Below are 12,813 nucleotides of genomic sequence, written 5' to 3'. Positions count from 1 at the left end.
CGGCGCGACCCCCTCGATTGCGAGAACCATGATTCAGCGACGTAAGGTCATCATCGGCACACTCGGTGTGGCCGCCACGGCCACGGCCGCCGGCTGTTCCGCACGCGCTTCGGCCAGTTCCGGCAACGCCGTCTGGACCGACCCGGTGGCGGACAACGAGGCCGCGTCGGCCGCGCCCACCACCGAGGCCGCGTCCACCGTGCAGCTGACCGTGACCCCGGCCGACAAGGCCACCGGCGTCGCCCTGTCCAAGCCGATCACCGTCGCCGCCCAGGGTGGCACGCTGCAGTCGGTCACCGTGACCGCCGGCAAGACGAAGGTCGCCGGCGAGATCCAGTCCGACGGCACCTGGCAGTCGACCGACGATCTGGCCTACAACAAGTCGTACAAGGTGGTCGTGAAGGCCACCGACAGCGCCGGCACCGCGAGCGAGCAGACGTCGACCTTCGCGACCGTGAAGCCGAAGGCCACCACCCACGTCACCTTCCAGGCGAACGGGCTGAACGCCCTCAAGACCGGCGGGACCTACGGTGCCGGCCAGCCGGTGATCGTCGCGTTCAGCCACTCGGTCGACAAGGAGGTGGCCGAGAAGGCGATCGAGATCACCACCTCGCCGTCGGTCGAGGGCAAGTTCCACTGGGTCAGCAACAGCATCGTGCACTGGCGCCCGGCGAAATACTGGGCGGCCGGCTCCACCGTCAAGGTGAGCGTCAACATGCTCGGCAAGGACCTGGGCAAGGGCGTCTACGGCGAGAAGAACGCGTCGACCAACTTCCGGATCGGCCGCCAGCTGATCGCGGTCGCCGACAACCGGACCCACATCACGAAGGTGTATATCGACGGCAAGGTCGTGCGCACCATGAAGAGCAGCCTCGGCATGGGCGGCACCACCAAGGGCGCCCAGGGTCAGGAGATCAACTTCTGGACCGCCGGTGGCCCGCACGTCGTGCTCTCCAAGGAGGAGTGGCACACGATGAACTCGTCGAGTTACGGGGTGACCGACCCCAACAACCCGTACTACTACGGCGACGACAAGGTCCAGTGGTGCACCCGCATCTCCTACTCGGGCGAGTTCCTGCACGCCGCGCCGTGGAACCATTCGCTGGGTGTGGCCAACAAGTCGCACGGCTGCGTCAACCTGAGCGTCGAGGACGCCAAGTGGGTGTTCGACAACTTCATGGTCGGTGACGTGGTCGACGTCAAGAACAGCCCGCGCACCCTGGGCCTGACCAACGGCCTGGGCGACTGGACGGTCTCCTTCGACAAGTACGGCAACTAGCACCCGACTGATCCGTTTTCGGGTCCGAGGTTCCCGGCGTCGCGCCGTTGTTGCACCGGGTGGTCGGCCACGATCTGGCCGACGACCCCGCGCTCTGGACGATCCGGCTCACCACGGCTCGCGGCTTGCAGACGGGCCAGGCCGAAGCCCGCCGCCGATACGACCGGCTGGCCGCGTGGAGGCCCATCTGGAGTTCGCGCCGGCCGACGAACGCCGGGGCGGACGCCGTGGCATGTCGTCACCCGAGGTGCGCGCGGCGGTGCGGGAGGCGGCGAACCGGTCGGTGTCGCATCCCGAGTTCCGGCGCACGCTTCCTGGCCGCGTTGGCCCGCAGCGCGTAGTCAGGGTGGTGCCAGCGGCATCCGGAAGGTGAACGTGGTCCCGCCGCCCTCGGCCGGGCCGGCCGTGACCGTGCCCGCGTGCGCTTCGAGGATGGCCCTGGTCACGGCCAGGCCGAGGCCGGTGCCCTTGATGCCGGCCTGGGTGGCGTTGCTGGCCCGGAAGAACCGGCTGAACAGGTGTGGATACTGTTCGGCCGGGATGCCGATGCCGTTGTCGCTGATCTCGATGGCGATCTCGTCGCCGTCCCGGAACGCGGTGACGGTCACCGTGCCGCCCTCGGGCGTGTACTTGATCGCGTTGGACATCACGTTGTCGAGGGCCTGCCGCAGCCGCCGCCCGTCCGCGTGCAGGGTCAGCGGTGCCTCGACCCGGTCCACGACGGTGAGCCGTTTGGTGGCCGCGCTGGGTGTGTGGTTCTCGATCACGTCGCGGATCAGGTCGCCGACGGCGAGCGGGCGCGGGTCGACGCTGAGGTGGCCGGCGGCCAGCCGGGCCAGGTCGAGCAGGTCGTCGACGAGTCCTTGCAGGTGCAGGGTGGTGCGTTCGATGACGTCGGCGTAGCGGCGTTCGGTTCCGGTCAGCGACGGCGAGTCCAGCAGGGTTTCGCTGTAGCCGCGGATCACCCCGACCGGGTTGCGCAGTTCGTGGATGACTACGGCGGCCAGTTCGTCCTTCATCTGGTCCAGGGCGCGCAGTTGCTCGACCTGCCGGCGTTCCTGTTCGAGCAGTTCTTCGCGCCGGTCGGCCAGTTCGCGGCGTTCGGTGACGTTGGTGCTGAGCCCGTCGACGAAGTACCGGTCGTCCTCCCAGCGCGCCTTGGCCCGGGTCCAGACCCAGCGGGTCTCGCCGTCGAATCCGAGGATGCGGCACTCCAGTTCGGCAGTGTCCCCGTCGGCCAGTTCCCGCTGGAAAGTCACCATGAGGTCGGCGTCGTCGGGGTGGAGTCGCGCGCTCAGGGTCGGGGTGGTGTCCAGGTCGTCGGGGATGACACCGAACACGCCGGAGGCGTTGGGGCTGCCGTAGACGAGCCGCGGCGGTTCGCCACCGACTCCCTCGACCGTCCAGACGTAGTCGTTGACCTGTTCGACGACCCGGTTGAAGCTGCGCCGGGCGTCGGCCAGGGCCAGGGACATCTCCTCGGCCCAGCGGCGTTCCAGGAAGTGCCCGAGGTGGGCGCCGACCGCGTCGAACATGCCGGCCGTGTCCGGGTCGTACGGCAGGTCGGTCTCGGTGTAGAAGGCGAGCACCCCGAGGGTGCGGCGGCCGGAGCGCACCGGCACGCCGACCGCGACCCGGATGCCGACCTCGCGCAGCGCGCCGCGGCCGAACGACACCATGTCCTCGGGCATCGTGCCGGTGTGCCACCACACCTCGTTGTTGCGGTGCCAGACCAGACCGGGAAGACCTTCTCCGCGTACGAAGCTGAGCCCCTCGTCTCCGGTGAACCGGGTCAGGTCGCGGTCGCCGGTGGTGTGCGAGCTGAGCCGCACGATCTGCTGGCGGTCGTCGGTGACCTGCCAGTACTCGCCGCAGAGCCAGCCCAGTTCGTCGGTGATCGCCGCGACCGAGCGGATGGCCGCGTCCTCGGCGTTGGTCGCGTCGGACAGGACCTGCGCGACCGCGTGCCGGGCCCGGCGCAGTCCCTCGGCCCGGTACGCGTCGGTGACGTCCCCGAGCACCGCGACGGCGCCGAGCCGCCGGCCGTCGGCGGTGTCGATCGGGCGCGCGTTGGAGACCACGTGCAGGCGCTGCTCGCCGTTGCGGATCATCAGGTGTTCACCCCGGACGATCTCACCGGCCTGGGCGCGGACCAGTGGCGGCCGCTCGACCCGGTTCCGGCCGTCCGGCGTGTAGACCCCGTAGTAGTTCCCCCACTCGGCCATCGGCAGGTCGGCGTCGGCATCCTTGCCGTCGAGCATCTTGCGCAGGCTGCGGTTGAAGTAGGTGAGCCGGCCCTGGCTGTCGCAGGCGGCCACCCCGGCGTCCAGGCTGTCCAGCAGCGCCTGCAGGAACGCGCTGTCCGGGGCGAACGAGTAGTAGAGCACGTCGTCGACGACCTGCGACATCATCTCGGCCGGGAACTCCTTGCCGGCGCTGCCGGACACGGTCACCGACATCTGCTGGCCGAGCACCGACGGCAGGTCGTGGAAGCGGGCCGGGATGATCAGCTCGGCCAGGGACCGGCCCCGGGCCTGCGCGGCCGTGTAGCCGAACATCCGCTCGGCGGCGGCGTTCCAGGTCAGGACGTGGCCGGAGTGGTCGGTGGAGACGAACGCGTCGTGCGTGCCCTGCAGGATCGCCTCGGTGCGGATCCGGGCGGTGCTCTCCCGGGCGCAGGCCAGCCGCAGGGCGACCTCCATCGAGGCGGCCGCGGCCAGGTCCTCGAGGATGCCGAGCTCGTCGGCGTTCCAGTCGCGGCGCTGGGAGTCGACGACGCAGAACGAGCCGAGCACGCAGCCGTCGGGGGTGGCCAGCGGGTATCCGGCGTAGGCGACGGCCCGCACGTCGGCGATCTCCCGGAGCCGGTCGTCGAGGCGCGCGTCGGGCACGATCAGCGGCGCCTCGTCCTGCACCACGAACTTGCAGTAGGAGCCGCGTAGCGGCGTGTGCGCAGGCAGGCCGGGGAAGCCGTGCGCGCTCACGAAATGCTGGCGGTCGGTGTCGATCAGGGTGACCAGGGCCCCGCCGGCGTCCAGGAGACGCGCGGCCAGAGACGTCAACCTGTCCAGCGAGGGCACCTGCCCGGCATCGAGAAGGCCGGTGGAGCGCAATGCCTGGCGGCGCCGTTCCTTCACACTCTGCGACATGCCCCGCACTATCGGTGACTGCTCTGAGCGCTTGAGAAAATCCGCTCCCCCGTAGCAACAAACGGTGGCGCGGGCGTCCGGCCCGCGCCACCGTCGCCTCAGCGGACCTCGGCTGCGTACAGGGCGCCGATCTCCTCGTCGGTCAGGGCCCGCCCGAAGGCGTGAACCTGGTCGATGTTCCCGGACCAGTAGTCGGTCTTGTTGCCGGCGTACTTCGCCCGACCGACCGACAGCGGCCCGGTGCTGATCACATCCGGTCCCGCGGCGGTGGCCGCGACCCGCTTGCCGTCGACGTAGAGCCGGACCTGGCCGGTGGCGTGGTCGCGAACCCCGGCCAGCTGGTACCAGCGGTTCAGGTCGGGGGTGACCACCAGCCGGGCCCGGTTGCCGCCGGGTGTGCTGAACGCGAACGCGCCCTGCCCGTACTGCAGGTAGAACGGATTCTCGGTGACCCGGCCGTCCTGGCTGACCACGGTCGCGTAGTTGCCCGGCAGCCTGTCCAGGGTGACCCAGGCCGTGACCGTGTAGTCGCCGGTGGTGTCGACGACCGGCGCGGCACTGTCCGCGTAGTCGCCGTCGCCGTCGAACTTCAGCGCCGACCCGGACACGCCCGGCGTCCACGTGGCGTTCCCGGCCAGGGTGAGGTCGCTGGTCCCGCCGCTGTCGTGCGCGACCGGGCCGGAGTTCTCGTCCAGGGCCCAGTCACCGTGACCGGGCGGTGGCGGCTTCTGCGCGGCGCTCGCCCCGGCGGCGATCACGCGCTGGTTCACCGCCCGTACCGCCGCGGGGTCGACCTTGATCTGACGCCGGTCGTAGGTCCAGAGGCCGTTCAGCTCGGTCTCCAGATCGGTGATCTGCGTGTAGACCGAACCGGACAGTTCGGCCCCGGCCGCCTCCAGGTAGAAGCGCTCGGTGTTGTCGACGTACTTGGCAGTCAGCGCCGCCTTGTCGGCGACCCCGCTGTAGATCACCGCGGGCGTGCCCGGCCACATGTGCCCGGGGGTGCGCAGCGTGAAGCCGCCGTGCTCGCCGTCCATGGCGATCCGGGTCGCGTCCGGGTAGGCCGGGTCGGTGTTGTTGTAGTCGTGGTGATCGATGACGTCACCCTTACCCGAGTCGCCGTGCGAATTGCAGCAGTTGACGCCGCTGTGCGCGTTCACGATCCGGGTCGGGTCGGCGGCCTTGACCTGCTCGGCGATCTGGCCGGTGGCGGTGCGGTCCCACTCGCCCCAGCCCTCGTTGAACACCACCCAGCCGATCACCGACGGCGCGTTGTGCAGCTGGTCCATCATCTCCCGGCCCTGGCTGTACCAGGCCTGCTGCCCGGCCGGGCCGGTGATGTCGGCCGAGACGAAGTCCTGCCAGACCAGCAGACCGAGCTCGTCGGCGTGCCGGTACCAGCGCGCCGGCTCGACCTTGATGTGTTTGCGGACCGCGTTGAAGCCGAGCTTCTTCGTCTCCACCAGGTCGAACTTGAGCGCCGCGTCACTCGGCGCGGTGTACAGCCCGTCCGGGAAGAAGCCCTGATCCAGGGTGGCCAGGGAGAAGATCGGCTTCCCGTTCAACACCAACTTCGGAAAACCGGCCACCTTCTGTACGGCGATGGACCGCATCCCGAAGTAGCTGCCGACCGCGTCCCGGCCGAGCGTGACGTCCAGGTCGTACAGGTAGGGGTCGTCCGGCGTCCACAGGTGCGGCTTGTCGATCTTCAGGTTCAGTTCCGCCCCGACGACCCCGGTGACGGTCCCGACCTTGCGGCCCTTCTTGTCCCTCGCGACGGCGGTCACCTTCGTGCCGGCCTTCGCCGACGCCGACTTCACGACCACCTTGAGCGAGTTGGTGGTCAGGTCAGGCGTGGTGACGATCGCGTCGATGCTCGCGTCGGCGACCGGCTCCAGCCAGACCGTCTGCCAGATGCCCGACGACGGGGTGTAGACGATGCCGCCCGGGTTCAGCGACTGCTTGCCCTTCGGCTGATCCGGACCGGTCACGTCGGTGACGTCGACCAGGATCTCCTGCGGGCCGTGACCGCGCAGCGCGCTCGTGATGTCGGCGGTGAACGCGGTGTAGCCGCCGGTGTGCTCGGTGACCAGCGTGCCGTTGACGTACACCTTGGCCTGGTAGTCGACCGCGCCGAAGTTGAGCTTGACCCGGTCCTTCCAGCCCTTCGGGACGGTCACCAGCTTGCGGTAGAACATGTGCGACTCGCGCCGCTCGATGCCGGACAGCTGCGACTCCACCGGGTACGGCACGATGATCCGCTCGGCCAGCTTCTGACCGAAGACCGGCTGCTGGGTCGCGGTGGCGCCGGCGAACTCCCACGGGCCGTTCAGATTCAGCCACTGATCGCGGGTCAGCTGCGGGCGCGGGTACTCCGGCAGCGGGTGCCGGGTGTCGACCTTGTCGCCCCACGGCGTGGTCAGGCGATGCGTGGACGCGTTGGTCGCCGAGCGGATGATCTGCGGGACGGTCTCGCCGTCGACGACCAGGCCGCCCGCGCCGTCGTAGTTGACCCGCACCTTCTGACCGGCCTGAATCGGCTCGGCCAGGGTGACGGTCAGCTTCGTGCCGCTCTTCCTGACCGACGCGATCGGCATCGGGGTGGTGTCGGCCTCGACCGTCAGGTGCGTGGCGATCGAGCCGAGCGCGGTGACCGGCGCGTCGAAGGTGGCGACCAGTTTGCGGCCGTCGGCACCGACCTCGAAACTCACCGGGAAGACCTGGAAGCCGTCCGGCGGCGTGAAAGCGCTCTCCGGGACGATCTGCTTCGCGAGCCCGGCGCCCGACCAGCGCAGGAACAGATTCGCGCCACCGACGTCCTGGAACATCTCGACCCGGACGTCATGGGCCTCGCCCGCGGTCAGGTGCACCGACGCGCTGGTCTGCTCCACGTCCCAGTCACCGACCCAGTGGTCGATCACCGGCTGCCCGTCGAGGAAGAACCGGAAACCGTTGTCGCCGATCATGAAAAACGTGTAGTCCCCGGTCGCCGGGGCGGTCAGCTTGCCGGTCCAGCGGGCCGTCGTGTTCTCGGTGCGCCCGAGGAACGACTGGAAGCTGCCGGTCAGGTCGGACAGGTCGATGTTCGGGTCCAGCGAGATCCCGCCCAGCTCGGCGAAGTCCCGGGCGCCCGGGGCGGACATCCGGAAGTACTCGCCCTTGAGGCCGTGCACGGTGACGGCGGCCTGCGCTCCCACCGGCGCGACCAGGACGGAAAGGACCAAGAGGGCGGCCAGGAGCAGCGGTCTCCACGGCGATCGCGGCATCGAGTTGTTTCCCTTCGCCATACGACGTAACACGTTCACATTGAGGCAGTTACATGTGTGATGTCAACGAAAAGAAACAGGAACAAACGCGTTCGCAAGATTTTCCCGTACGGCGCGGTCCGGCCCGTGCCACCGCTCCGGACCGCCGCGACACCTCCCGGACCGTGCGGCCGGGCTAAAAGCGCAGGCCGTCGCAGGCTCGGACGACCTTGGTGCGCAGCGCCTCCAACAGCGACTCGACGATGACCGGATGCTCGGTGGCGCCGCCCCGGGCGGCGTCGGTCAGGGCGTCGTGCAGCACCGCGGCCGCGTCCGGATCGCCCAGCACGCCGCCTGGCCGCACGACGCGATGTTCTACTCCAGGTCGACCGATTCCATGTACGCGGTCATGGTCGCGCGCAGCCGGTCGACGAACTCGCCGACCAGGGCCAGCTCGGCCGCCGAGTAGCCGCTCGTCGCGGCCCTGAGCTGCTGGGCGAGCGGGTCGAAGAACGCGTCGGCCGCGCTCTCGACCGCCGCTGTCGCGTGCAGCGTGACCATGCGCCGGTCGCTGTGCCCCCGGGACCGGCTGACGAATCCGCCGTCCTCCAGCCGGTTCAGCAGCGTCGAGGTCGCCCCGGTGGTGAGGGCGAGCCGCTCGGCGAGACGTGCCGGGGTCAGGGCCTGCCCCCGCTCCTCGGCGTTGATGATCTCGACGATCGCGGCGGCGTCGGTGGTGTGCAGGCGCTGGCTGCGGGCGAAGAGCCGGGCCAGCTCACCCCGGGTCGAGGCGAAGGTCTGCAGGCTCTGGACAACCCGCTCGTGCTCGTCGGTCACGGGTTGAATCTAGCACCCCGGTGAAGTAGCTTTATCGCGGAGCTACTTCACGAGGGAGCAACTATGTCCACTCCTGTCACCATCGTCGGCGCCGGTCTCGGCGGCCTCACCCTGGCCCGCGTCCTGCACCGGCACGGGATCCCGGCCACCGTGTTCGAGGCCGAGCCCTCCCCCACGTCCCGCACCCAGGGCGGCATGCTCGACATCCACGACTACAACGGCCAGCCCGCCCTGGCCGCGGCCGGCCTGACCGCCGAGTTCCGCCGCCTGGTCCTCCCGGGCCGCGAGTCCTACCGGGTCACCGACCGCGACGGCCGCATCCTGTTCGACAAGGCCGACGAGGGTACGGGCGACAGCCCCGAGGTCCAGCGCGGAGCGCTGCGGACGATGCTGCTCGACTCGCTCCCGGCCGGCACGGTCCGCTGGGGTCACCGGGTCCGCGCGGCCCGACCGCTCGGCGACGGCCGCCACGAGCTGACCTTCGCCGACGGCGGCACCGTCGCCACGGACCTGCTGGTCGGCGCCGACGGCACCTGGTCGCGGGTCCGCCCGCTGCTCAGCGACGCCGTGCCGGAGTATCGGGGCGCCTCGGCCGTCGAGACGTTCCTGTTCGACGCCGACAGCCGCCACCCCGCCTCGGCCAAGGCCGTCGGCGGTGGCTCCCTGTTCGTCTTCGACCGCTCGGTCAGCGGCAAACTGCTGCTGGCCCACCGCGAGAGCGACGGCAACCTGCACGCCTACCTGTGGTTGTCGCGCCCGCTGGACTGGTTCACCGGCCCGGACGCGCCCGCCCGCTTCGCCGCCGAGATCGAGGGCTGGTCGCCCGAACTGGCCGCGCTGATCACCGACAGCGACACCCCGCCGGCGCACCGCCCCCACTTCGGCCTGCCGATCGACCACCGCTGGAACCGCGTCCCCGGCGTCACCCTGCTCGGCGACGCCGCCCACGTCCAGCCCCCGAACGGCGAGGGCGCCAACCTGGCCATGCTGGAGGCGGCCGAACTCGCCACCGCCATCGCCGCCCACCCGGGCGACGTGGAGGCCGCGCTGGCCGCCTACGAGGCCCCGATGTTCCCGCGAGCCACCGAAGCCGCGACCGAGGGCCGCATCCTCAACCAGAACCTGCTCGGCCCCGACGCCGCCGAGAATCTGATCAGCGTCTTCACCGGCTGAGACACGACCGTCGCCCGAGTCAGGGTGGGCTGATGCCGGCGATCGTGAGGGTGAGCAGGCGGCCGGCCTCGACGGAGGCGTCCGGGTGGTGTTCGGTGGCCAGGGCGATGCCGGTGATCAGGCTGAGCAGGTCGCCGATGGTCACGCCCGGCGTCAGCACACCGTCGGCCGCGGCGCGGTCGACCAGGGGCCGGCCGGCTTCGATCAGGCGGGCGGTGGCGCAGTGGTCGTGCGTCTCGTCGGCGGCGCTGTGGTCGCGGTTGAGGGCTTCGGCCAGGCCGCGGGTGGTCGCGGCGAACCTCAGCAGGTCGCCCAGCCAGTCCAGCAGGGCGGCCCGGCTGTCCGGGCGGTCGGCCAGGTCGCGGGCGCGGTCGGCGAGCACGTCGGTCTGCTTCTGGAAAACGGCCGTGAGCAGGGCGTGCCGGGTCGGGAAGTGCCGCCGGACGGTGCCCGATCCGACGCCCGCGGTGCGCGCGATCTGCTCCAGTGACGCGTCGGCCCCCTGGTCGGCGATGGCCTGCTCGGCCACGGCCAGCAGCAGCGCGTAGTTGCGGCGGGCGTCGGCGCGCTGGCCGGTCATCGCGTCTCCTCACGGTTGCCAAGTGGCGGGGGCCGCCGTATCTTAACTCCCATGGAAACGGCGGGGTCCGCCGTTTATCTCCAGGGAGGCACCATGTCCGATCCTGTCCTCGTCGTCGGCGCCACCGGGCAGCAGGGCGGCGCCGTCCTCCGGGCACTTCGCAAAGCCGATTTTCCCGTACGGGCACTGGTCCGCGACCCGGCCAAAGCGTCCGCCCTCGGCGTCGAGACCGTCGTCGGCGACCTGCGCGACCGGGAATCGCTGACCGGAGCGGTCGACGGCGTCCGGGCCGTCTTCTCGATGCAGATGCCCGAGGTGCGCGACGGCGCCTACGACTTCGACGGTGAACTGCGCCAGGCGGTCAACCTGATCGACGCCGCCCGGTCGGCCGGCGTGCCCCAGTTCGTGCACTCGTCGGTGTCCGGCTCCGGGCGGCTCGCGACCGCACCCGGCCACGAGACCGGCCGGTGGAGGCCGCTCGAACCGTATTACGCCGCCAAGCAGGGCGTGGAGGATGCCGTACGGGAAGCCGATTTTGAATCGTGGACGCTGCTCAAGCCGGCCTTCTTCATGGAGAACTTCCTGCTCTCGGCGGCCTACCTGCTGCCGCGGGGCGTGGCCGGGGGCATCGCGACGGTGCTCAAACCGTCGACGTTCCTGTCCCTGATCGCGGTCGAGGACATCGGCGCGGCGGTCGCGGCGGCCGTGGCCGAGCCGGAGCGCTTCCACGAGGTGGAGCTGGAACTGGCCGGCGACTACCGGCCGATGACGTCGATCGCGGAGATCCTGTCGCGCGCGCTCGGCGTGCCGCTCACCGCCCCGGACATGACCGAGGCGCAGGCCCTGGCCGCGGGCATGCCGGCCTACGCGGGCCTGCCCATGGAGCTGATGAACGTGGCCGGCCAGCCGGCCCGGCCGGAGTTCGCCCGGGCGCTCGGCATCCCGGTCACGTCCTTCGACGAGTGGGCCCACACCCACATGGCCCCGGCCGCGGGGTGAATGGCGGGCCCGCGACCGCTTCCGGTCGCGGGCCGATCGGTCAGCTCGCGAAGTCGAGGGTCTGCAGGCCCGTGCGGCCACCCGAACCGGTCGTGAGCTTGCCGTTGTCGATGCTGAGGATGCCGTAGGCGCCCTTGAGCTCGAACTGGCCGGAGTCCCCGGCCGGGATCACCTGCCAGGTCTGCGAGGCCTTCCCCGGCCGGCACGTCTCCAGTTTCAGCGCGGCGCCGGACGTGTCGGCCACGCAGGAGCCGGCACCCAGGTCCTCGTTCCAGAACGGCGGCTTGATGACCACCCGGCCGGCCGCCTTCACCTCGGCCGCCCGCAGCGCCATCATCGTGGAGTCGGTCCTCGTGGTGCCGGTGAAGTCGACGACGCCACCCCTGCCGACCTGCAGGAACCGGTCCACGCCGTCGTCGGCGACGTCGAGGATCACGCTGGTGTCGATGTCGATGCCGACCGCCTTGAGCGCGGACACGTCCGACACGGTCCCCGGCTTGGATCCGGTCGTGGTGGTGGCCGGGGTCGTGGTCGGTCTGCGGGTCGGCGAGGTGGTCGCCGGTGCGGTGGTCGCTGCCGTGGTCGGCGACGCGGCCGGAACGGACGGCGGGGCGGCCGGCGAGGAAGCGGCGGCGGCCGGCGTGGGCGGGCTGTCGCCGCAGGCCGCCAGCACGGTGGTGACCAGGCCGGCCACCCCGGCGACGACGAGACGGGTTAAACGCACCTGTGTTCTCCGGCGCCGCATCATCCGGCGACGTGCGCGGCCGCCGCCAGGATCGCCTCGACCGTCACCTCCGGGTGCGACACCATCGACAGGTGGGAGGCCGCGACCTCGGAGATCTTCGCCCCGGCCCGCTCGGCCATGGACCGCTGGGTCGCCTCGGGGATGACCAGGTCGTCGGTGCCGATGACGGCCCAGCTGGGCAGCGTCCGCCACGCGGTGGCCTCGGTCGGCGCGGCGTTGGCGCTCAGCGTGATCGGCCGCTGGCCGGCCAGCACGAGCCAGCCGTCGGACTCGGGGAGGTCCTGCGCGAACAGCCGGTACACGGTGTCCGGCTTGAGGAAGGCCTCGGCGTCACCCTCGGGGGCGCCCGGGTAGCCGACGACGTCCAGAACGGTGGTCGGGTCCGGGACGTCGAGCGCCGACCCCGAGCCGCCGAGGATCTGGAAGATGCTCTCGCCCTCGGCCGGGATGAACGCGTTCACGTAGACCAGGGCCCGCACGTCACCACCGGCGGCGTTGCCGATGACGACACCGCCGTACGAGTGGCCGGCCAGCACGACCGGCCCGCTGGTCCGCTGGGTGAGGAACGACGACAGGTACGCCGCGTCGGAGGCCACCCCGCGCAGCGGGTTCGGCGGCACCAGCACGTCGAAGCCCTGCTCACGCAGCCGCGACGCGACCCCGTTCCAGCTCGACGCGTCGGCCCAGGCGCCGTGCACGAGGACGATCGTAGGTTTCACCATGGTGGACTCCCAGCCCGAGGTTCGTGACGACGAAGACACCCCTGATGCTGGTGGCCGGCTGTGGAGAAACACTGAACCGTCAAT

At 70.7% G+C, this 12,813-nt stretch carries 10 protein-coding genes; 3 read left to right on the top strand and 7 right to left on the bottom strand.

What is annotated here, in order from left to right; translation table 11 throughout:
- Positions 1-28: 28 nt before the first annotated feature.
- The gene (locus ACSHV8_RS09630; protein ID WP_436531493.1) at positions 29-1,279 is read left to right on the top strand and encodes an Ig-like domain-containing protein; all 1,251 of its coding nucleotides are present in this window, start codon (positions 29-31) and stop codon (positions 1,277-1,279) included.
- Positions 1,280-1,620: 341 nt separating this feature from the next.
- Here ACSHV8_RS09630 and ACSHV8_RS09625 read toward each other — a convergent pair whose 3' ends face one another.
- The 4 genes from ACSHV8_RS09625 to ACSHV8_RS09610 all read right to left on the bottom strand — a co-directional run bounded on the left by ACSHV8_RS09625 (position 1,621) and on the right by ACSHV8_RS09610 (position 8,510).
- Positions 1,621-4,428, bottom strand: coding sequence for an ATP-binding protein (locus ACSHV8_RS09625; protein WP_436531491.1), 2,808 nt, complete (start codon positions 4,426-4,428; stop codon positions 1,621-1,623).
- A gap of 98 nt (positions 4,429-4,526) precedes the next feature.
- Positions 4,527-7,694 carry a LamG-like jellyroll fold domain-containing protein gene (locus ACSHV8_RS09620; RefSeq protein ID WP_436531489.1) on the bottom strand — a complete coding sequence of 1,056 codons (3,168 nt, stop codon included), beginning with the start codon at positions 7,692-7,694 and terminating at the stop codon, positions 4,527-4,529.
- Positions 7,695-7,869: 175 nt separating this feature from the next.
- Positions 7,870-8,037, bottom strand: coding sequence for a hypothetical protein (locus ACSHV8_RS09615; protein WP_436531488.1), 168 nt, complete (start codon positions 8,035-8,037; stop codon positions 7,870-7,872).
- A gap of 11 nt (positions 8,038-8,048) precedes the next feature.
- Positions 8,049-8,510, bottom strand: a complete 462-nt coding sequence (locus tag ACSHV8_RS09610; protein ID WP_436531486.1) for a MarR family winged helix-turn-helix transcriptional regulator — start codon at positions 8,508-8,510, stop codon at positions 8,049-8,051.
- Between the two features lie 63 nt (positions 8,511-8,573).
- Between ACSHV8_RS09610 and ACSHV8_RS09605 the strand changes: the two genes are divergently transcribed.
- Complete coding sequence (locus tag ACSHV8_RS09605) at positions 8,574-9,683, top strand: FAD-dependent oxidoreductase (protein ID WP_436531484.1); 1,110 nt, start codon at positions 8,574-8,576, stop codon at positions 9,681-9,683.
- Positions 9,684-9,702: 19 nt separating this feature from the next.
- Here ACSHV8_RS09605 and ACSHV8_RS09600 read toward each other — a convergent pair whose 3' ends face one another.
- Entirely contained in the window at positions 9,703-10,263 is a 561-nt protein-coding gene (locus ACSHV8_RS09600; RefSeq protein WP_436531482.1) for a TetR/AcrR family transcriptional regulator, read from the bottom strand.
- Positions 10,264-10,356: 93 nt separating this feature from the next.
- Between ACSHV8_RS09600 and ACSHV8_RS09595 the strand changes: the two genes are divergently transcribed.
- The gene (locus ACSHV8_RS09595; RefSeq protein WP_436531480.1) at positions 10,357-11,262 is read left to right on the top strand and encodes an NmrA family NAD(P)-binding protein; all 906 of its coding nucleotides are present in this window, start codon (positions 10,357-10,359) and stop codon (positions 11,260-11,262) included.
- Positions 11,263-11,302: 40 nt separating this feature from the next.
- Here ACSHV8_RS09595 and ACSHV8_RS09590 read toward each other — a convergent pair whose 3' ends face one another.
- The gene (locus tag ACSHV8_RS09590; RefSeq protein WP_436531479.1) at positions 11,303-11,986 is read right to left on the bottom strand and encodes a hypothetical protein; all 684 of its coding nucleotides are present in this window, start codon (positions 11,984-11,986) and stop codon (positions 11,303-11,305) included.
- Positions 11,987-12,006: 20 nt separating this feature from the next.
- Positions 12,007-12,729, bottom strand: coding sequence for an alpha/beta fold hydrolase (locus tag ACSHV8_RS09585; RefSeq protein ID WP_436531477.1), 723 nt, complete (start codon positions 12,727-12,729; stop codon positions 12,007-12,009).
- Positions 12,730-12,813 lie beyond the last annotated feature (84 nt).

It is taken from the genome of Actinoplanes sp. HUAS TT8, assembly GCF_051380535.1.
Classification (GTDB): domain Bacteria; phylum Actinomycetota; class Actinomycetes; order Mycobacteriales; family Micromonosporaceae; genus Actinoplanes.
The sequence above is the reverse complement of the archived record's forward strand: the minus strand, read 5'-3'. Positions and strand labels throughout refer to the sequence as shown.